This is a genomic window from Ralstonia mojiangensis (genome assembly GCF_023955645.1).
Lineage (GTDB): Bacteria > Pseudomonadota > Gammaproteobacteria > Burkholderiales > Burkholderiaceae > Ralstonia > Ralstonia mojiangensis.
This window is the reverse complement of record NZ_JAMXHU010000006.1, coordinates 58626-76455: the sequence shown is the minus strand read 5'-3', so window position 1 is coordinate 76455 and position 17830 is coordinate 58626. Positions and strand designations below refer to the sequence as shown.

Genomic DNA, 17830 nt, shown 5'->3' with positions numbered 1-17830 from the left:
AACGCACGGCTCCTGACAGCGTTTTGTCAGGAGGCTTCAGCGGAGGGGCAAAAAGGAGCGGGGTGATGCCTATGTCACCCCAGCGGGAGCGCGATCAGCTTGCTTCGCGTCCGTAAGTGGCTTGGTTGGCGGGCAGGTCAAAACCGGTGGGGCCGGGCGTTCGTGGCACAAAACGGTGGTGCTCGACCATACCGCCCTTGACGATGACGACGGTCTCTTCAGGGATCTCCGCCCAGGCGCCGGGCAGGTCGACAAGCGGCTCTGACAGCACAAGAAACGCCCCGTCCCCTGCGTCTTCAATTGCGGCGCTGTCAGGATAGAGCTGGTGCAGGTGCTTGAAAGATGTGCTGTGGAAGAGCGAGCGCGATTCGCCCTCGCTGGAATAGCGCGCTGCCACGATCTGGACGCCGTCCGTTGCACAGACCGTCATGTTCAGCGGGTATTCGACGCCGTGGCGGCGGCCGATGTCTTCGATCAGCCCGACCATCTGTTCGAGCGCGCCGCGCGGGTCGCGGTCAAGCCCGAACGAGAGCGCCAGGAAAAACATGATCTCGGAATCGGTCGAGCCCTCGATCCAGCGAAACAGCTCGGGCGCCACTTCCATCATCAGCGCGCGGCGGAGCAACGGATATTCGCGGATCAGCCCGTTGTGCGCAAAAAGCCACCGGCCGTAGCGGAACGGGTGGCAGTTCGTTTCCTGCGCGGGGGTATCCGTTGCCGCGCGCACGTGGGCGATGAACATGGACGAGCGGATGGCGCGGGCGGCTTCGCGCAGGTTGGTGTCGTTCCACGCGGGGTGCAGGCAACGGTATCGGAAGGGCACTTCAGAGTAGCGGCCGTACCACCCGATGCCGAAACCGTCGCCGTTGGTGGTTGTCTCGCCGCCGAGGCGGGAGCGCAGGCTCTGGTCAATCAACGAGTGCCTCGGCCGGAACAGCACTGTCTCCATCTGAATGGGATTGCCTGAATACGCCAGCCAGCGACACATGATGCGTTTGCCTGTAAGGGATGCCTTGAAAGGTGAGTCTATGCAATGCGTTTGCGAATGCACAAGAAAATCCCGACCCTCATCCAGCCAGGGTCTGGGCAGTTTTGCGGCCTTGGCGGGCAGGCTCGCCCTCTGTTTTTGGAGCGGCGTCTTGCACGATATGGAGCTCGCGAATCCGCATGGGCACGGCGCAGCGGGCCTCTGCGAGGGTGGCGCGGACTTGCTGGGCGAGCGTCCAGCGCATGTCCCAGAAGTGCTCAGTCCTGGCCCAGACGCGCAGATTCAGCACCGCAACACTGTCGTCAAAACGCATCACCATGGCCAACGGTGGCGGGTCGGCCAGCACCATCGGTTCGTTGGCGGCCAGCGTTTTGAGCGCCTCAAGGGCTCGCGGAATATCGTCTTGCAGCGAGACCTCTGTCTCCAGATCCAGCCGGCGGGTCGGGTTGCGCGTGTAGTTGCGCACGGAATGGCTCCACAGCGCGCTGTTCGGTACGTATTCGCAAATGCCGTCAGGCTTGGTCAGGCGCGTCATGAACAGGCTGACTTCTTCCACCGTGCCGGCAACTTCACCGCCGCCCCCATCGATGTAGTCGCCCACCCGGAACGGCCGCAGCGCGAGCAGCATGATGCCCGCCGCAATGTTCTGCAGCGTGCCCTGCAGCGCCAGCCCGATGGCCAGGCCGGCTGCGCCCAGTACGGCAATGATGCTGGCCGTTTCAATGCCCACCCGGGACAGCGCCCCAACGATGGCAAGAATGCGGATGCCCCAGACGGCGATGTCGCACAGGATGGGCGTGAGCGTGGCGTCGACGCGGGTCTGGCCGCCCATCAGCCGGTTGAGCCAATGGCCGATGCGTTTGGAGATCCACCAGCCGAGACACAGGATGAGCAGCGCCGCACACAGGCTGATGGCTAGGCGGCTGGAGGCGTCCCAGAGGAAGTTCAGGCGTTCGGGATGAAGGTGCGAGAGAAAGTTTTCCATGGTCGAGCAGTATGGGTAGGCAGGCTCGGGGCAATTGCCCCCAAGCCGATGCATCGACCATTGGGATGGAGAATTGGCTTCGGTTTGAAACCGAAAGTGACAGTCGCGCCTTGGTCAAATTGACGCAGGGCCTGTCTGGGCAGGGTGGAATGCGGAAAGAGACGAGTGCACTCGAGCGCACAATACGCGCGGTGGCAGGCTCACACGCATGGCGCGGTGGCACCGGAAATTTGGTCGCTCGGCAACGCCATCTGGCGTTCAGACAGACTTCGCCGCCCGTCCGAGGTCCGGGCGGGCGGCGCCGTAGGCCGTGCCTTCCCCTTACTTCTTATTCCTCGACCTCGCTACGCACCATCAACACAGGCTTGTTGGTCTTGCGCACCACGCCCTCGGCCACGCTGCCGAGCACCAGATGCTTGAGCCCACGCCGGCCATGCGTGCCGAGCACGATCAGGTCGGTTGCCGTTTCGTTGGCTTCCGCGACAATCGTGGCGGAGATCTGCCCAGGCGCAATGGACTTTTCAAGCAGTTTGGTCGAATGTTTGACACCCGCCGCGTCCAGCTTTTTCGATACCTCGGCGAGCGTGTCCCGGCCGTAGCTGACCACCTGGTTTGCGTAGGCAATCGAGTCAGCGCCAACCATGTCGAAGGTGATGTCGCTGCTATCGGCTACAAACAGGGCCTCGACTTCAGCGCCCGTCGCCTTGCTGACCACAATGGCCTGGTGCAGCGCGAGATAGGAGGCGTGGCTGCCGTCGACGGCGAGCAGGATTCGCTGATACATGATGGTCTCCAAGGCGTTGCTCAGTAGGGCACCGCGTGTAATCAGCGTAGACAGCGTGGCGCCGAGGCTGTTGATGCGTGTCAAAGGTCTTCCGAAGACACCTGCAGGACGGCAGCGCCCGCCACCCGCCCGGCCCGGAGGTCTTCCAGGGCGGTGTTCGCGTCTTGCAACCGATAGGGCGTGACATGAACTTGCAAGGGGACTTCCGCTGCGATGTGCATGAGCGCGAGCCCATCCGCCCGCGTCAGGTTCGCCACTGAGACCAACCTGCGTTCTTCCCATAGCAATCGGTATGGAAACGCGGGGATGTCGCTCATGTGAATGCCGCCGCAGACGACGGAGCCGCCCTTGACCACCGCCTGCAGCGCCTGCGGCACGAGCGCACCGATGGGCGCGAAGATCAACGCGGCGTCGAGCGGCTCCGGTGCGGGGCCGTCGCTGGCGCCGGCCCACTTGGCGCCGGTGGCCAGCGCAAGTTGTTGCGCCGGGGTGTCGCCGGCCCGGGTGAAGGCAAAGACTTCGCGCTGCTCTGCCACGGCAATCTGCGTGATGAGGTGGGCCGCAGCGCCAAAGCCGTAGATGCCGATGCGGCGTGCATCGCTGGCCATGCGCAGCGTGCGGTAGCCAATCAGGCCGGCGCAGAGCAGGGGGGCCGCGTGGGCATCGTCGTACCGCACCGGAATCGGCAGGCAGTATCGCGCGTCGCAGACGACGTATTGCGCATACCCGCCATCGCGCGTGTATCCGGTGAAGGCCGGGTGGTCGCACAGGTTTTCGCGCCCGTGTACGCAGTACGGGCAGACGCCGCATGTCCACCCGAGCCACGGCACGCCAACGCGCTCGCCTCGCGCAGGCGTCGTCACGCCTTCGCCGCATGACTCGACGATGCCGACGATTTCGTGCCCAGGAATGAGGGAAGGTTTTGGGGCGGTCAGTTCGCCGTCCACGATATGGAGGTCGGTACGGCAGACGCCACACACGGACACCGCGATCCGGACCTCGCCCGGCCCCGGCGTGGGCATGGGCACTTCACGCCAGATCAATGGCTTTCCGGCGCCTTCCATCACCATGGCCTGCATCGATTCAGACATTGCTGTCTCCGTATGGCGTGTCTGGTCAGTATGGATCAGCCCTGCGGAACTACGTCCGGGCAGTCGACATCGACTGCGCCAGATCAATCGGAAAGCGTTGCCGCGCGCAATACTGGATGGGTGCAATGCAACGGCCATCCGGGTCCACTGAATGACTTCACTGCTGTCCTTCTCGGTTGCCCTGGGCGTGGGCCTGGCGATCGGCCTTGAGCGTGAGCGTAGTCACACCGGCAGCGCAGAGCTGCCCGCGGGCATGCGAACGTTTGCGATCGGGGCGCTGGCGGGTGCCATTGCGGCAAGCCTGCCGATACCGTTTGCCGTGCCCGCCGTGTTGTTGACGGTCGCAGTGTTGGCCGCGGTGGCTTATCACCATTCGGCCAATGTGGATCCTGGCGTGACGACGGAGCTCGCCCTGGTGGCGACCACGCTGTTAGGTGCGTATGCCGTGAGCGAGCCGGAAATGACGGCTGGCCTTGGCACGGTGCTTCTTGTTCTGCTCTATGCCAAAGCGGGTTTGCACCGGTTTGCCCGCACGGTCATCACCCAGCGTGAACTCGCCGATTTGCTGATCCTCGCCGTCGCGGCATTGCTGATCTGGCCCGCGGTTCCCGACCGGAACATGGGGCCACTGAACGCATGGAACCCGCATACGCTGTGGCTGGTTGTGCTGCTTGTCATGCTGACCGGCAACACGGGCCACTTTGTGGCGCGATGGTTTGGGGAGCGCATCGGTTTGCCGCTGGCTGGTTTGTTCAGCGGGTTTGCATCGAGTGTGGCAACGATCACAGCGATGGCGTCGCGCGTCCGGAAGGACCATCGGCCCGTTGACGGTGCGGTTGCCGCTGCGCTGCTGTCCAATGTCGCCACGCTGGTGCAGATGCTGCTGCTGATTGCCGCCATCAACATCGACCTGCTGCGCGTGCTGGCGGCGCCGCTGGCGGTGGGCATGACAGCAACCGTGGCATGGTCCGCTCTTTGGATATGGCGCGGTAGCGAGCCGCGTCAGGGGGCGCCGGAGAGTTCAGCGTCATCCATCAACTGGCGCGTCGCAATCGGTTTTGCGCTGTGGACTGCAGCCTTGCTGCTTGCTGCTGCCGCAGCGCGTACATGGTTCGGGACAGCAGCGGTGGTGGGTGTCACCGTGTTTGGCGCGTTTGCCGATGTGCATGCCGCAACCGCATCCATTGCAACGCAGGCGGCTGGCCACATGCTGCAGACCTCGACGGCAGGCGCGCTGGTGATGCTTGCGTTGACAGCCAACACCTTCTCGAAGATTGTCGTGACCCTCAGCGGAGGCCGCGCCTTTGCCGGCAAGGTCACCGCCGGTCTGCTGACCATGCTTCTGTCCAGCTGGGCGGTGTTCTGGTTTGTCGCCTAGTCAATCCCGCCCGATGCCCAGCACCCAATAGAGCGGGCACATGCGGACCAAGCCCGTCACCAGAGGTATCAGCCCCACCCAGCCCACCCATGCGGGCACCTTGCCAAAGAACGCGAGCAAGATCATGGCGATGCCGATCAAGATGCGGACGGCGCGGTCTGCGGTTCCAACATTGGTAAACATGGCTGTGCTCCTGAAGAACGGTGGGTAAAGACTTAGAGAATCAAATCGCACGGCACATGCTGGCGAGACCCGGTAGCTTTGTCGCGGCCGAGAATGCCGGCCAGCAAGGTCCATTCACCGCCCATCGCACGGATGGTGTCGTCCAGGCTGAGCATGCCAACCAGCCGTTGCTGACGATCAACCACGGCCAGACGGTGCAGGCCGTGGCTCAGCATCGAGCGCAGGGCTTCACTGATCACGGCGTCATCGTGGATGGTCAGAAGGCCCCGCGTCATGACCTCCGATACGGCGATCTGGGTGCAATCACTGTGGCTGGCAATGCCGTGCACCACCATGTCCCGGTCTGTCACGATGCCCACCACGCGCGAACCTCCGCCGGTGTGTTCCGTGACGAGCAACGCGCGGGCGCTTTCGTCCCGCATCAACCGGGCAGCTTGCTGCAGCGTCGCCGTTGCCTGAACGTGGACGATGCGGTGGGAGCAAATCTCATCAACCCTCATGCTGAACTCCGATGCGCGTACGTTTTCACTATAAGAACGGGCCGGTGTCAGAGGTTGATCCCGCACAAGGTGCCGTGAGCTTTTCATGACCGCACCGAAGGGGTGCGGATAGCGGAGGAGTCTATCGAGCGTGGGGCCCAAGCTATTGAGGTAGATCAAGTGACATGGCCTGCGCATCGGGTGAGCCAAACGCTGATGTAAATCAATGGGTGATCCGCTTGGTGGTCCAACATGGAATCCAGCAACCCCGTTCGGGGCGGACGACGGATTCGATGGAGGCACATCATGTACGACAGGATTCTGGTAGCGGTGGACGGCAGTCCGACGGCAGATCGCGCGCTGGACGAGGCGATCCAGCTGGCACAAAAGCTCGGCTCTGAGCTGGTCATCGCCCACGTGATCGACAACTCGTATCTGATGTACGACGTTGGCTATATCGATGTCGGCGCCTTTACCGAGGCATTGGTCAAACAAGGCAATCAAATCGTTGCCGACGCGCGTGCCAAGGCCGAAAAGGCCGGCGTGCACGTTCACAGCGTGGTGGTTGACGACCCCATCGGAACCTTCGATATCGGTACTGCCATCGAGCAGGCGGCGAAAAACGTCGGCGCCCAAGCCCTGGTGCTGGGCACGCATGGGCGACGCGGTTTCCGGCGTTTGTTCCTCGGCAGTGTGGCCGAGAGCGTTGTCCGGCTGAGCACACTGCCGGTGCTGCTGGTCCGGGCATTGCCGACCGAGACGCCGCACACGGCCACGGAACCGCTGAGCAATGCCGTCATTGCCTGACCGGGTAGTTCATCCTCTGACACGACATCAGGATCTGACCATGAGCTACGCCAGTGTGATGGTGCATCTGGACCGCAGCGAACGCGCCATGCATCGCCTCAACCTCGCGGCGCAGTACGCACAGGCGCACGGCGCCAAACTCGTCGGTATCTATGCGAGCTTTGCGCCGAGCCTCAGCTGGTTCTACATGATGGAGAACGCTGCGCGCTATCTGGAGGAAGACCGCATCCGCCGCGACGGCATCCGCGATGCCGTACACGCGCGCTTTCGCCAGGCGACGGAAAGCCTTGGGGTAGAAACGGAGTGGCGTGCCGTGGAAGGCGACCCCGTGGCACTCGTGCTGCGTGAAGCGCGGGAGACCGATCTTCTCGTCATTGGGCAACGGAACCACGATGACCCGGATGAATTTATCGCGGGCGACTTTGTGGAAACCCTGATCCTGGAGTCGGGCCGTCCGGTGCTGGTGGTGCCATACGCGGGCAACTTCACGGCGCTGCCCAAGCGTGTGCTCGTCGCCTGGAGCGGCGGTCGCGAATCGGCCCGTGCGCTGCACGACGCCATGCCAATGATGACGGGTGCAACAGTGCACGTGCTGCAGATCACCAGCAAGCAGCCCAAGCACTGGGCCGAAGAAACCACAGTAGGCCAGGTTGCGCGCGCCCTGAACGCGCGCGGCATTCATACAACGGTGGAAGAGGCGGACTGTGCAGATTCCGACACCGCCGTGGGCGAGCTGCTGCTCTCGCGCGCGGCCGACTTCAATGCTGATCTGATCGTGATGGGCGCCTACGGGCACAGCCGCCTGCGCGAACTCGTGCTGGGCGGGGTGACACGCACCCTGCTGAAGACGATGACCGTGCCGGCGCTGATGTCGCACTGAGCTTCGACCTCAATTGAACCTGAGGAATATCACCATGAAGAACGATATCCAGCTCAAGCACGATGTCGAAGAGGAACTGCAATGGGACCCCGCGGTGGATGCCAGCCGCTTTGCGGTGCAGGCCAAGGACGGTGTCGTCACGCTCTCTGGCGGTGTCGACACGTTCGCCGACAAGCACGCCGCGGAAGAAGCGATCCGGCGTGTTGCGGGCGTCACCGCGCTTGTTATCCATGTAGATGTGCGGATGCCGCCAGACATGGAGCGCCCGGATGACGAGATTGCTCAGGCAATCAGCAGTGCGTTGCATTGGAATGCATCGCTGCCGCCGAATGTTATCCAGATCACTGTCGAAGGCGGAGCTGTGACGCTGCGCGGTGAAGTCGACCAGGACTTTCAGCGCCGCGCGGCGCTGGACACGGTGCGCAGAGTGCACGGCGTGAAGTCCGTGGCCAATGCGCTGACATTGCGCGCCGCTGCCGGCCCGGCGGATCTGAGCGATCGCATTGCAAAGGCACTGCAACGCCTGGCTGTGGTCGATGCCTCGCGCCTCAGTGTCTCCGTGGCAGACGGGACGGTGACTTTGTACGGGCCGCTGCGCAACCTCAACGAGTGCCGTGCGGCCCGCGAGGCCGCATGGGATGCGCCAGGCGTGCGCGCCGTTGTCGATCAGACGTGGGTTGGCTCCTAAAAGCAATTTCCCCGTTCCACTGTTTTCGAAATCCCTGGAGTACGAGATGGAAAAGAAGCTGATCGTGTACTACTCGCGCACTGGCACGGCACGTCAGGTGGCCGAGCAGATGGCCGCGCAGAGCGGATGGCAGCTTGCCGAGGTGACGGACGAGCATCCGCGCGCCGGCTTCCTGGGAGATGCGCGCTGTGTCATCGAAACGGTATTCCATGCGCGCGCCAAGTATCGCTATGAAGGTCCGCCCCTTGATGAAATCGAACACGTCATCGTGATCGCACCCATCTGGATGGGCCACCTGGCTTCGCCCATGCGGGACTTCCTGGCTGACCAATTGCTGGGGTCCACGCACCTTTCGGTCATTTGCGTCATGGCGGCGCGCGGGGCATTCCGTGCGGTGGAAGAAATCATGCGCATCACCGCGACCATTCCTGCACCGGTGCTGGCGTTGTTCCAGCGCGATGTGCTCAGCGGGTTATCGCAGGAAGAGATGGCGGGCTTTATCGATCAGGTGAAGACCGCCGGCCGGTGGGAGCAATCGCGGCAGCGCCCGGCTTGGCTCTCGCCCACGGAAGCCTGAAGTCGACACGCCGCGCGACGCTGATTCAACTGAAGGAGACTGGGCATGACCCGCTTTACCGAGGCGCAATGGAAACGGCTGAGGAGCTTGCTCGACGAGCAGGAAGCACGCGTGCAGCGCCAGTTGTCGGCGCTGGGCGCATCGGCTGAGCCGGTGCCGCGTGAAGCGCCGTTCGAAAACGCAGATCTTGCCGATGAAGAGGCTGGCGACCAAACGAACGACGTCATGCTCGCCCGTTACCGAGGCGAGCTTGAGCAATTGAACGCTGCACGCGAGCGTATGCAGCAGCACAGCTACGGCATCTGCGTCGATTGTGGTGAAGCGATTCCGTTTTTACGCCTGCAAGCCCAGCCGACAGCCATGCGCTGTCTGTCTTGCCAAACGGCGCGTGAACGCCACTGGGCATAGCCAGGCGACTCTATCTAGCAGGAGCGAGGTATGAAAAGCGATCTGGGCATCAAGCAGGACGTCAACGACGAACTGCTTTGGGAGCCTGCGGTGGATGCCGCAGGGATTGGTGTGGAAGTGGAGAACGGCGTGGTGACACTGACCGGCCACGTGCGCAGCTACATGGAGAAGCTTGCAGCCGAGCATGCAGCCGAGCGCGTGGGTGGTGTGCGTGGTGTCGTGCAGAAAATCGAAGTTCGCCTGCCGGGTGCACACACCGATGCGGACGTTGCTCAAGCGGCCCGTGACGCGCTTGAATGGCAGGTCAGCCTGCCGTCCAATCGCATCGAGGTGCTGGTCGAAAACGGCTGGGTAACGCTCTCGGGCGAGGTCGACTGGCCATACCAGAGCGAACAGGCGGCGCATGCGGTGGGATCGTTGCGCGGTGTAGCAGGTCTGATCAATCGGTTGCGGATCAAAGCGCGCGTGGTGCCGGCCAATGTTGCCGAGCAGATCGGTGCGGCGCTCAAGCGGCATGCCGCACGCGAGGCCGATCACATTCGCGTCTCCGTTCAGGGCGGGACGGTGACCCTCAGCGGCCACGTCGGTTCCGCATCGGAGCGGCGCGCGGCCAAGGGCGCGGCATGGTCCGCACCTGGCGTAACGGAAGTCATCGATCATCTCCAGATCGCGACGTAAGGCTGGTGATAGAGCAAGCGCAGGAAAGCAAACACGCCGCCCCGCTGGAAAAAGAGCGGGGCGGCGTGTTTCTGCTTTTTGGGGCAGGCCGATCGATTAAGAGTCGCTAACAAAACCTAGCGCAGCGATCCTGGCTAGGCGCGACGACGCAGACAGTACAAAGGTACGGCAAGGAGGAGCAACGACGCCAGGAAGGTTTTGTTAGCGACTCTAAAGCTCCGTCAGCGCCGCCTTGTCAGTGAGCTCGATGTTCTTGCCGCTCACGACGATCCAGCCTTCGCGCTGGAACCTCGACAGCGCGCGGCTGACCGTCTCAAGCTGCATGCCAAGGTAGCTGCCGATTTCTTCGCGGGTCATGCGCAGCGTGAAGCTCAAAGCGGAGTACCCGCGGTCCTGCATGCGCGTGGAGAGATTGAGCAGGAAGGTGGCAACACGCGCTTCCGCGCTCAGCCCGGCGAGCAGAAGCATGAGGCCCGACTCGCGCACGATCTCTTCCGCCATCAATTGGTGAAGGCGACGTTGCAGCGGGCGGATGTCCTGGCACAGGTCTTCAATGCAATGGAAGGGCATGGAGCAGACCGTGCTGTCTTCCAGGGCAATCGCATCGCAGGTGTGGCGATCGGCGGCAATGCCATCGAGCCCAAGCGTTTCGCCCGACAGTTGGAATCCGGTCACGTGATTTGTGCCGTTGGGGTGCGATACCACGGTTTTGAACGATCCGGACCGGATGGCATACAGGGCGTGGAAGTTGTCACCCGCACGGAAGAGTGCTTCGCCCTTGGCGATCTTGCGCCACGTGTGCACCATCTGGTCCAGTTGTTCGCGTTGCGCGGAAGGTACAGCGCTTGCGATGCAAGCCCAGTGCATCATGCAATTTGCGCACTGGCTGCTGGGAATCAGTGGCGTAGTCTGCCGGGCCTGTGTTGCATCGCGCACGAGCCTGAGTTGGGGAAGCGCAGCAGGATGGCGGGTTTCAACGTGGGCGGGGGACTCTATGGTGCGCGGAATCATGGGGCGGCTCCGGAAGGCGTCTGTGGTCTTTGAGCCACACATCCTCGGTGAGGCGGTGGGTATCCGGTCACTGCCCTCCATCAAGGCTCGGTGTCCGTAGGCTGAAGTATCGGAGGCGCGGCGTTTGCGCGAAATCAGGCGGCGCTGAGATGTGCGTCGGGATGCGCCATGCCCCTGTCAGGGTTTCCTGACAGCCACAGCAGGGTTTTCCGGAGGGCTTCTCCGTCACATGGGGAGTATCAGCCGCCCCCGGAATGCGATATGTTGTTTGCTTCTAAGCCCTTTTCCGGTGTCCGGTGGCGGAGCAAGACACTCAATCCTCGAAGGCAACGCACAGGCGCCTGCTGCAACTGCAATCCACCTCAGCCGAATTGGTATTGGGGGTGCTGGCCGTTTTGCTGCTGGCTGCAACGGTGGCTCGGCTGGCTTTCGCCCTGCGGGCCGGGGAGGCTCCGTTCATTCTGTTAGCGTCGGCAAGTATCGCTGCCGTTGTCGCACTGGTGTTCTATTGGCTGCGGCTCCGGAAGTTGCGAGCCGCCGTCGCCCGGGATCTGACATACCTTGAAAAGAGCGAAGCCCGGCTGGCCGGCATCATCCGCTCGTCCATGGAAGCCATCATTTCCGTGGACGACTCCCAGCGCATCGTGCTGTTCAATCCCATGGCGGAAACACTGTTCGGATGCCCGGCGCGCCATGCCATCGGCCGCCCGCTGTCGGACTTTATTCCTGAACGGTTTCGCGGCGCGCACGAGGCACATGTACGGCGTTTCGGGGTGACGGGCGTATCGGAGCGTCAGATGGGGAAGCAGCGCCCGCTATTTGCCCTGCATACCGACGGGCGGGAATTCCCGATCGAAGCGTCGATTTCACAGATCGAAGTGAACGGCGGCAAGCTTTTCACGGTGATGCTGCGCGACACCACGGAGCGTGTCCGTGCGGAAGCGGCGCTGCGGCGCTCCCAGGAAGAATTGCAGCACTTGTCGGACAGCATTCTGGCCACGCGGGAGGAAGAGCGGCACCGCATTGCCCGTGAGCTGCACGACGATCTGGGGCAACGGCTGAGCGCGCTCAAGATGGACATTTCGCTGCTGGCGGCCGATCTGCAGGCCGCACGGAGCGACCAAGTGCTGATCGACCAGACCCAGGCGATGCAACACGTGATCGACGAGACGATTGTTGCCGTGCGGCAGATCTCTGCTGACCTTCGGCCGCCGTTGCTGGATGAGCTAGGGCTTGTGCCGTCCATCGAATGGATGGCCAAGAATTTTCGCCAGCGCTTTGGCCTGATCGTGACTGTGCGCGCTCAAGAGCTGGCAATGAACGAGCGCGCTGCCATCTCGGTCTTTCGGATCGTGCAGGAGGCGCTCAACAATGTCGTGCGCCACGCCGATGCCACACGCGTTGAGATCGAGTTTTCCAAGCAGGACGACCTGTTGGAGTTGTCCATTCAAGACAATGGTCATGGCTGGAGTGGGGCGCCTCCGGGCGCAGGTGAACGCAAGCCGCTGGGGTTGCTTGGCATTCGTGAGCGGGCCCGGTTACTGGGCGGGCAGGCAACGATCACCCACGCGCCCGGCGGCGGCTTTCGCCTGAGCGTGAGCTTTCCCGCCGTTCATGAAGCCACTGAGGAGGCACGGACATGATTCGCGTGATGATCGCCGACGATCATGCCGTGATGCGCGATGGCGTGCGCCATATCCTGGAGCGCGCGGGCGATTTTGAAGTCGCATGCGAAGCGTCCGACGGTACGCAGGTCTTGCAACTGGTGCGCGAGCATCAACCGCAGGTGATCGTGCTGGATCTTTCGATGCCGGGGCGCAGCGGCCTGGAGCTGCTCCGCCAGTTGCACGACGATCACCCCAGGGTGCGCGTGCTGGTGCTGACCATGCACGCTGAAGAACAGTACGTGGCCCGCGCCTTTCGTGCGGGGGCGGCCGGCTACCTGACAAAAGAGAGCGCCGCAACCGAACTGGTCAGCGCGCTGCAGAAGGTGGCGAACGGCGGCACGTATGTCAGTCCGCCCATGGCGGAGAAGCTTGCGCACAGCCTGGGCGAGCCCAGTGAGGAAGCGGCCCACACGCGCCTGTCCGATCGTGAGATGGAAGTCTATCGGCGGCTGGTGCGAGGCGAGCCCTTGACCGAGATCGCCACCAGTCTGTGTGTGAGCGCGAAGACCATCAGCACTTACAAGATGCGATTGATGGACAAGCTGCAGCTCTCCAGCGAGGCCGCCCTCGTGCGTTACGCGATACGTCATCGCTTGTTTTCCGACGACGATACGCTGTAGCGCGTTCTCTGCAGGACTGAGCCCGGCCTTGCGACACATCAAAGGCCGCCGCCCCGGAATCGCTATCGTTGATGCACATGCATCGGCCGGTCGGTATCACCCCGGGGCGCACCCCTGTCTGCCGTGCATGGCCAAGGGGGCCATGTGCAAGCCATTCTCAAACTCGCTTACAAGCTGCTGGTCAATGACAAGGCCAAGTTGAGCGGCTTGCTGGTCGGCATTACGTTTGCGGTGTTTCTGATGATTGAGATGACGTCGCTGTTTGCAGGCGTGCTCAATCGGTCTTCGTCTGCCGTGTACAACATCGGCGCACGCATGTGGGTCATGGACCCGGCTGTCAACACCGTGGCCAACACGATCGGCATGCCGGAGTATGTTCTTGATGCGGCACGCAGCATTCACGGTGTGAAGTTTGCCGTGCCGCTGTATTCAGGTGGTGCGCTTGTGCGCCTGAAGAGCGGGACATATCAGCCGGTGACCGTTGTCGGCATCGACGACACCAGCCTGTTCGGCCGCCCGCGCATGCTCAGCGGCCGTATCCAGGATCTGTACGGCGAGAACGCTTTCGTCGTCATCCAGGACGCCGAGTTCGGAAAGCTGGAAAACCCGCATATCGGCACCGAGTTCGAAGTCAATGACCACCGGGGAGTGATCGTCGGCATTGGCGAGGTGGCGACCAGCGGATTGTTTGGCGTGCCCACCCTGTACACAACGTATCGCCGCGCTGTGCAGTATCTGCCTGGTACACGCTACACGATGTCGTACATCCTGATCGAGCCCAAGACCGAGGCCGACATTGCAGCGATCGAACGCGCGGTAGACCGGCTCGGTTATCGCGCCCTGACCAAGGAAGAGTTCATCAGCCGCATCTCGCACTTCTATACCTTCCAGACCGGGCTTGGCACCAACATCCTGCTGATGACGGTGATCAGCTTCGTGGTTGGGCTGTCCATATCGGGGCAGACGTTCTACACCTTCATCCTCGAAAACCTGGAGCGCTTCGGCGCACTCAAGGCCATCGGAGCCAAGGGGCGCGAGCTGGTCACGATGATCGTCTTTCAGGCCACGTTCGTGGCACTGGTCGGCTACGGGCTGGGCATCGGCCTATGCGCCGCATCGATTGCACTGGTGCGACTTCGCATTCCGGACTATGCGGCCATGATCACGTTCACCAACCTGATGCTGGCGCTGGCCATGGTGATCGTGATTGCCGGTATATCGGGCTACATCGGGGTGCGTAAGGTCCTGCGCATCGAGCCCTTTGACATCTTCCGGGGTTGATCGTGGCCAACGTTGCCATTGCCGCGCAGGCCCTCGATAAATGGTTTGGCGAAGGCGAGGCGCGTACCTGCGCGCTCAAGCAGGTCAGTTTCGAGGCCGAATTCAACGAGATGCTGTTCATCGTCGGGCCCTCGGGCAGCGGCAAGACCACGCTGCTGAGCGTGATCTCCGGCATTCTGCGCCCGGACGGCGGCCGCGCGGTCGTGGACGGGGTCGATATCTGGAGCCTGGGCGCCGACGCACTGGCCGATTTCCGCCTGAGCAAAATCGGCTTCGTGTTTCAGGACTACCACCTGTTCCCCCGCCTCACCACGGTCGAGAACGTCGCCATCCCGCTGATCCTGCGACATGTGCCGTGGGACACAGCGCTCGACCAAGCCATGCATTACCTCGATGTGGTTGGGCTAAAGAACCGCGCGCAGTTGCCGCCGGTCAAGCTCAGTGGTGGAGAGCAGCAGCGCGTGGCGATTGCACGCGCCATCGTCTCGCAGCCCGACATCCTCATCCTGGATGAGCCCACTGCATCGCTGGATGGTGACACCGGCCGCTCCATCATGCAGTTCGTAAAGACGGAAATCCTGAACGCGCACCGCTGCATCGTGATCGTGACGCACGACGCGCGCATCCTCGACATGGCCAGCCGCATCCTCGATATGGAGGATGGGAAGCTGAGCCGCATCGAACACGGAGAGATGCGATGAAGATCCGATGGTTGTTTGTGCTCTCTGTGATCGGCGCGCTGGCTGGGGTGGGGGCGGCCATCTACTACGCACGGCAGAGGCCACCGCTGCCGCCGGTCTTCCAACCGGCAGCCAATCCGTACGCGACGGGAATCTACGCCAACGGCATTGTCGAAAGCGATCAGCCCAGCGGTGCCAACCTGAACCTGTATGCCGAGGTGTCGGGCACTGTTGCACGCATCGCCGTGCAGGAAGGGCAGGTGGTCAAACGCGGCGATGTCCTGATCCAGATCGAGGATTCCGTGCAGCGCGCGTTGACGGCGCAACAGCAATCGCAAGCGGATGCCGTCGACGCTCAGTTGAACGCGCTGCTGGCCCAACCGCGCAAGGAAGCGCTGGAGGTCACCCGTGCACAGGTGAGCGCCGCAGATGCCGGTTTGCGCACCGTGCAGGATCAGTTGGACAAGCTTGAGGCGGCTGCCCGGCTCAACCCCAAGGCAGTCAGTCGTGATGCAATGGACAACGCGGCCAACGCGGTACGGGTGGCGCACGGCAATCTTGCTGTTGCGCAACGTCAGTACGACCTGACGCGCGCCGGTGCCTGGAGCTACGACATCCGTACGCTGCAGAAACAGCGTGATGCCTTGCAGAAGGGTGCGGCAGCGGCAGCGGCGCTGCTGGAGAAATATGCCGTGCGGGCGCCGATGGATGGTGTTGTCATGTCCGTCAACACGGCGATGGGTGGCTACGTATCGCCGCAGGGTACCTATGACGCCTACACGCGCGCCAACGTGCCCCTGGTCACGATGAGCACCGGTCAGAACAAGCTGGCCGTGCGTGTGTATGTGGACGAGATTCTGGTGCACCGCCTTCCGCCGGGCTCGGTACAGGCACGCATGTTCGTGCGCGGCACCGATGTCAGCGTGCCGCTGGAGTTTGTGCGCGTGCAGCCCTACGTGTCGCCCAAGGTCGAGTTATCCGATCAGCGCTCGGAACGCGTGGATGTGCGCGTGCTTCCGCTGCTTTTTCGCTTCAAGCAGCCTGACAAGCTCGCCGTCTATCCCGGCCAGCTGGTCGACGTCTATCTGCAGGGGGCATCGTGAAAGCGGTGGCGTGTGCGATGGCCGTCGCGCTCGTGGTTTCGGGCTGCGCCGTCGGACCGGATTTTCACGCGCCGCCTGCGCCCGGCGTCGATGGCTATCTTCGTGATGGAAATCCTGCACAGCCTGCCTCCGTAGATGGCATTGCGCAGCGCTTCACGGCTGCCACAGTGTCGGCAGACTGGTGGCACGCCCTCGGCAGTCCTGCGCTTGATCAGGCCATGGAGGCCGCCATTACGGCCAACCCGAGCCTGCAGCAGGCAGAAGCAAACCTGCGCGCCGCGCAAGACCTGTTGCGCGCTGGGGCGGGCGTGTTCTACCCGCAGGTGGCTGGATCCGCCGATGTGTCACGTCAGGCAGCGGTGCCCGCCAGGCTCGGGCAGACCGGGGCCCCGAGTCTTTTTACGCTGTGGACACTGGGCGCATCCATCAGCTACGCGGTGGATTTCTTTGGCGGCAACCGGCGTGCGGTGGAAGCTCTGGCGGCGCAGGCGGAAGGGCAAAGGTATGCGGTGGCCGCCGCATACCTCACCCTGACCGGCAATCTGGTGAACGCCGTGATTGCCCATGCCGCCTATCAGGCGCAGATCGACACCACGCGCAGCCTGATTGCCGTGGTGCGCGAGCAGGTGGAGATTGCGCATGCGCAGGTCGAAGCCGGCGTCATGGCACATGCCAGTGAGTTGAGTCTTGCTGCGCAATTGGCGTCACTGGAGGCATCGCTGCCGCCGCTGGAGCAGAAGCGTGACCAGGCTGCGCATCTGCAGGCGGTGTTGGCCGGCCGATTTCCTTCCGAGGCAGACGCCGTAGACGTTGCGCTCAGCGGGCTGCAGCTGCCGGCGGACCTGCCCAGGCTGGTGCCCTCTGAACTGGTGCGCCAGCGGCCCGACGTTCTGGCCGCACAGGCGCGCCTGCACCAAGCCAGCGCCGAGGTGGGTGTTGCAACGGCGGCGATGCTGCCCAGTTTGACCCTGAGCGCAGACTACGCCCGGATGAGCGGTCGCAGCGCCGATCTGTTCGGCGCAAAAGCCGGCGCATGGAGCGTGGGGGCAAGCCTTGTCGCCCCGCTGTTTGAGGGCGGCACGCTGTATTTCCGCCGTTCCGCATCCCGGCAGGCTTTGCAGGCCGCCGATGCCGGCTATCGGCAGGTGGTGCTCTCTTCGTTCGAACAAGTGGCCGATGTGCTGCGAGCCCTGGAACACGATGCAGCGCAGCTTGACGCACAGTTGCGCGCGCAGGCGGCGGCAAGTGCCGCGCTGGAAGAGATCAACGCCGACTACCGTGCCGGTGTTGCCGGCTATCTGCAGGTGCTGAGTGCCGACCTGCAGTATCAGCAAGCCGTGCTCGGCACGCTGCAGGTGCGTGCACAGCGGCTGCAAGACACCGTGGCGCTGTTCCTTGCGCTGGGCGGCGGCTGGCGTGGCGCCGGCATTGATGCGCCGGTGGCGGGCACGCACGACAGCCGCCCAGGCAACGACGGCCGTTGAGTTGCGTCAAGGCCGGACGCGCGCCCTGCGCTCTAATGGTTTGCACATCCATGCGGTT

The 17830-nt window shown here is 63.1% G+C and carries 20 protein-coding genes; 13 read left to right on the top strand and 7 right to left on the bottom strand.

Going from position 1 to position 17830, the window contains the following annotated elements; translation table 11 throughout:
• Positions 1-94 precede the first annotated feature (94 nt).
• From NG898_RS24310 to NG898_RS24295, 4 genes are all read right to left on the bottom strand, one after another.
• On the bottom strand, positions 95-988 hold the full coding sequence (locus NG898_RS24310) for a class II glutamine amidotransferase (protein ID WP_092975262.1): 894 nt from the start codon (positions 986-988) through the stop codon (positions 95-97).
• A gap of 79 nt (positions 989-1067) precedes the next feature.
• Positions 1068-1973, bottom strand: a complete 906-nt coding sequence (locus NG898_RS24305) for a mechanosensitive ion channel family protein (RefSeq protein WP_252694843.1) — start codon at positions 1971-1973, stop codon at positions 1068-1070.
• Positions 1974-2301: 328 nt separating this feature from the next.
• Positions 2302-2757 carry a universal stress protein gene (locus NG898_RS24300; protein WP_252694944.1) on the bottom strand — a complete coding sequence of 152 codons (456 nt, stop codon included), beginning with the start codon at positions 2755-2757 and terminating at the stop codon, positions 2302-2304.
• A gap of 80 nt (positions 2758-2837) precedes the next feature.
• Complete coding sequence (locus tag NG898_RS24295) at positions 2838-3848, bottom strand: zinc-dependent alcohol dehydrogenase family protein (protein ID WP_252694842.1); 1011 nt, start codon at positions 3846-3848, stop codon at positions 2838-2840.
• Positions 3849-3999: 151 nt separating this feature from the next.
• On the opposite strand from NG898_RS24295, the gene NG898_RS24290 reads away from it, so the two are divergent.
• Positions 4000-5226, top strand: a complete 1227-nt coding sequence (locus NG898_RS24290) for an MgtC/SapB family protein (RefSeq protein ID WP_252694841.1) — start codon at positions 4000-4002, stop codon at positions 5224-5226.
• Here the strand turns inward: NG898_RS24290 and NG898_RS24285 are convergent, their stop codons facing one another.
• Together NG898_RS24285 and NG898_RS24280 are read right to left on the bottom strand one after the other, a co-directional pair.
• On the bottom strand, positions 5227-5409 hold the full coding sequence (locus NG898_RS24285) for a YgaP family membrane protein (RefSeq protein ID WP_252694840.1): 183 nt from the start codon (positions 5407-5409) through the stop codon (positions 5227-5229).
• A gap of 32 nt (positions 5410-5441) precedes the next feature.
• Complete coding sequence (locus tag NG898_RS24280) at positions 5442-5909, bottom strand: CBS domain-containing protein (protein ID WP_260774236.1); 468 nt, start codon at positions 5907-5909, stop codon at positions 5442-5444.
• 285 nt (positions 5910-6194) lie between these two features.
• Here NG898_RS24280 and NG898_RS24275 point away from each other — a divergent pair, with 285 nt between their 5' ends.
• From NG898_RS24275 to NG898_RS24250, 6 genes are read left to right on the top strand one after another with little or no spacing between them, the layout of a single operon-like run.
• Entirely contained in the window at positions 6195-6695 is a 501-nt protein-coding gene (locus tag NG898_RS24275; RefSeq protein WP_252694943.1) for a universal stress protein, read from the top strand.
• Positions 6696-6735: 40 nt separating this feature from the next.
• Positions 6736-7575, top strand: coding sequence for a universal stress protein (locus NG898_RS24270; protein ID WP_252694838.1), 840 nt, complete (start codon positions 6736-6738; stop codon positions 7573-7575).
• Positions 7576-7609: 34 nt separating this feature from the next.
• Positions 7610-8263 carry a BON domain-containing protein gene (locus tag NG898_RS24265; protein WP_252694837.1) on the top strand — a complete coding sequence of 218 codons (654 nt, stop codon included), beginning with the start codon at positions 7610-7612 and terminating at the stop codon, positions 8261-8263.
• 46 nt (positions 8264-8309) lie between these two features.
• Positions 8310-8840 (top strand): flavodoxin family protein, encoded by a 531-nt coding sequence (locus tag NG898_RS24260; RefSeq protein ID WP_252694836.1) that lies wholly within the window; start codon positions 8310-8312, stop codon positions 8838-8840.
• A gap of 45 nt (positions 8841-8885) precedes the next feature.
• Positions 8886-9248, top strand: coding sequence for a TraR/DksA family transcriptional regulator (locus NG898_RS24255; RefSeq protein ID WP_252694835.1), 363 nt, complete (start codon positions 8886-8888; stop codon positions 9246-9248).
• Positions 9249-9278: 30 nt separating this feature from the next.
• Positions 9279-9926, top strand: coding sequence for a BON domain-containing protein (locus tag NG898_RS24250; protein WP_252694834.1), 648 nt, complete (start codon positions 9279-9281; stop codon positions 9924-9926).
• Positions 9927-10136: 210 nt separating this feature from the next.
• On the opposite strand, the gene NG898_RS24245 is transcribed toward NG898_RS24250, so the two are convergent.
• Complete coding sequence (locus NG898_RS24245) at positions 10137-10937, bottom strand: helix-turn-helix domain-containing protein (protein WP_252694833.1); 801 nt, start codon at positions 10935-10937, stop codon at positions 10137-10139.
• A gap of 296 nt (positions 10938-11233) precedes the next feature.
• On the opposite strand from NG898_RS24245, the gene NG898_RS24240 reads away from it, so the two are divergent.
• From NG898_RS24240 to NG898_RS24215, 6 genes are all read left to right on the top strand, one after another.
• Entirely contained in the window at positions 11234-12580 is a 1347-nt protein-coding gene (locus NG898_RS24240; protein WP_252694832.1) for a PAS domain-containing sensor histidine kinase, read from the top strand.
• Entirely contained in the window at positions 12577-13224 is a 648-nt protein-coding gene (locus NG898_RS24235) for a response regulator (protein ID WP_252694831.1), read from the top strand. The genes NG898_RS24240 and NG898_RS24235 overlap by 4 nt, the downstream gene beginning before the upstream one ends.
• 144 nt (positions 13225-13368) lie before the next feature.
• Positions 13369-14505 (top strand): ABC transporter permease, encoded by a 1137-nt coding sequence (locus NG898_RS24230; RefSeq protein ID WP_252694830.1) that lies wholly within the window; start codon positions 13369-13371, stop codon positions 14503-14505.
• Positions 14506-14507: 2 nt separating this feature from the next.
• Positions 14508-15206 (top strand): ABC transporter ATP-binding protein, encoded by a 699-nt coding sequence (locus tag NG898_RS24225; RefSeq protein WP_392397980.1) that lies wholly within the window; start codon positions 14508-14510, stop codon positions 15204-15206.
• Entirely contained in the window at positions 15203-16288 is a 1086-nt protein-coding gene (locus tag NG898_RS24220) for an HlyD family secretion protein (protein WP_252694828.1), read from the top strand. The genes NG898_RS24225 and NG898_RS24220 overlap by 4 nt, the downstream gene beginning before the upstream one ends.
• Complete coding sequence (locus NG898_RS24215; RefSeq protein ID WP_252694827.1) at positions 16285-17772, top strand: efflux transporter outer membrane subunit; 1488 nt, start codon at positions 16285-16287, stop codon at positions 17770-17772. Before NG898_RS24220 ends, NG898_RS24215 begins: the two co-directional genes overlap by 4 nt.
• The last annotated feature ends 58 nt before the right edge of the window (positions 17773-17830 follow it).

Coding starts and splice junctions, on each gene's coding strand:
- NG898_RS24310 (WP_092975262.1), bottom strand. CDS start 988: ATGTGTCGCTGGCTGGCGTATTCAGGCAATCCCATTCAGATGGAGACA.
- NG898_RS24305 (WP_252694843.1), bottom strand. CDS start 1,973: ATGGAAAACTTTCTCTCGCACCTTCATCCCGAACGCCTGAACTTCCTC.
- NG898_RS24300 (WP_252694944.1), bottom strand. CDS start 2,757: ATGTATCAGCGAATCCTGCTCGCCGTCGACGGCAGCCACGCCTCCTAT.
- NG898_RS24295 (WP_252694842.1), bottom strand. CDS start 3,848: ATGTCTGAATCGATGCAGGCCATGGTGATGGAAGGCGCCGGAAAGCCA.
- NG898_RS24290 (WP_252694841.1), top strand. CDS start 4,000: ATGACTTCACTGCTGTCCTTCTCGGTTGCCCTGGGCGTGGGCCTGGCG.
- NG898_RS24285 (WP_252694840.1), bottom strand. CDS start 5,409: ATGTTTACCAATGTTGGAACCGCAGACCGCGCCGTCCGCATCTTGATC.
- NG898_RS24280 (WP_260774236.1), bottom strand. CDS start 5,909: ATGAGGGTTGATGAGATTTGCTCCCACCGCATCGTCCACGTTCAGGCA.
- NG898_RS24275 (WP_252694943.1), top strand. CDS start 6,195: ATGTACGACAGGATTCTGGTAGCGGTGGACGGCAGTCCGACGGCAGAT.
- NG898_RS24270 (WP_252694838.1), top strand. CDS start 6,736: ATGAGCTACGCCAGTGTGATGGTGCATCTGGACCGCAGCGAACGCGCC.
- NG898_RS24265 (WP_252694837.1), top strand. CDS start 7,610: ATGAAGAACGATATCCAGCTCAAGCACGATGTCGAAGAGGAACTGCAA.
- NG898_RS24260 (WP_252694836.1), top strand. CDS start 8,310: ATGGAAAAGAAGCTGATCGTGTACTACTCGCGCACTGGCACGGCACGT.
- NG898_RS24255 (WP_252694835.1), top strand. CDS start 8,886: ATGACCCGCTTTACCGAGGCGCAATGGAAACGGCTGAGGAGCTTGCTC.
- NG898_RS24250 (WP_252694834.1), top strand. CDS start 9,279: ATGAAAAGCGATCTGGGCATCAAGCAGGACGTCAACGACGAACTGCTT.
- NG898_RS24245 (WP_252694833.1), bottom strand. CDS start 10,937: ATGATTCCGCGCACCATAGAGTCCCCCGCCCACGTTGAAACCCGCCAT.
- NG898_RS24235 (WP_252694831.1), top strand. CDS start 12,577: ATGATTCGCGTGATGATCGCCGACGATCATGCCGTGATGCGCGATGGC.
- NG898_RS24220 (WP_252694828.1), top strand. CDS start 15,203: ATGAAGATCCGATGGTTGTTTGTGCTCTCTGTGATCGGCGCGCTGGCT.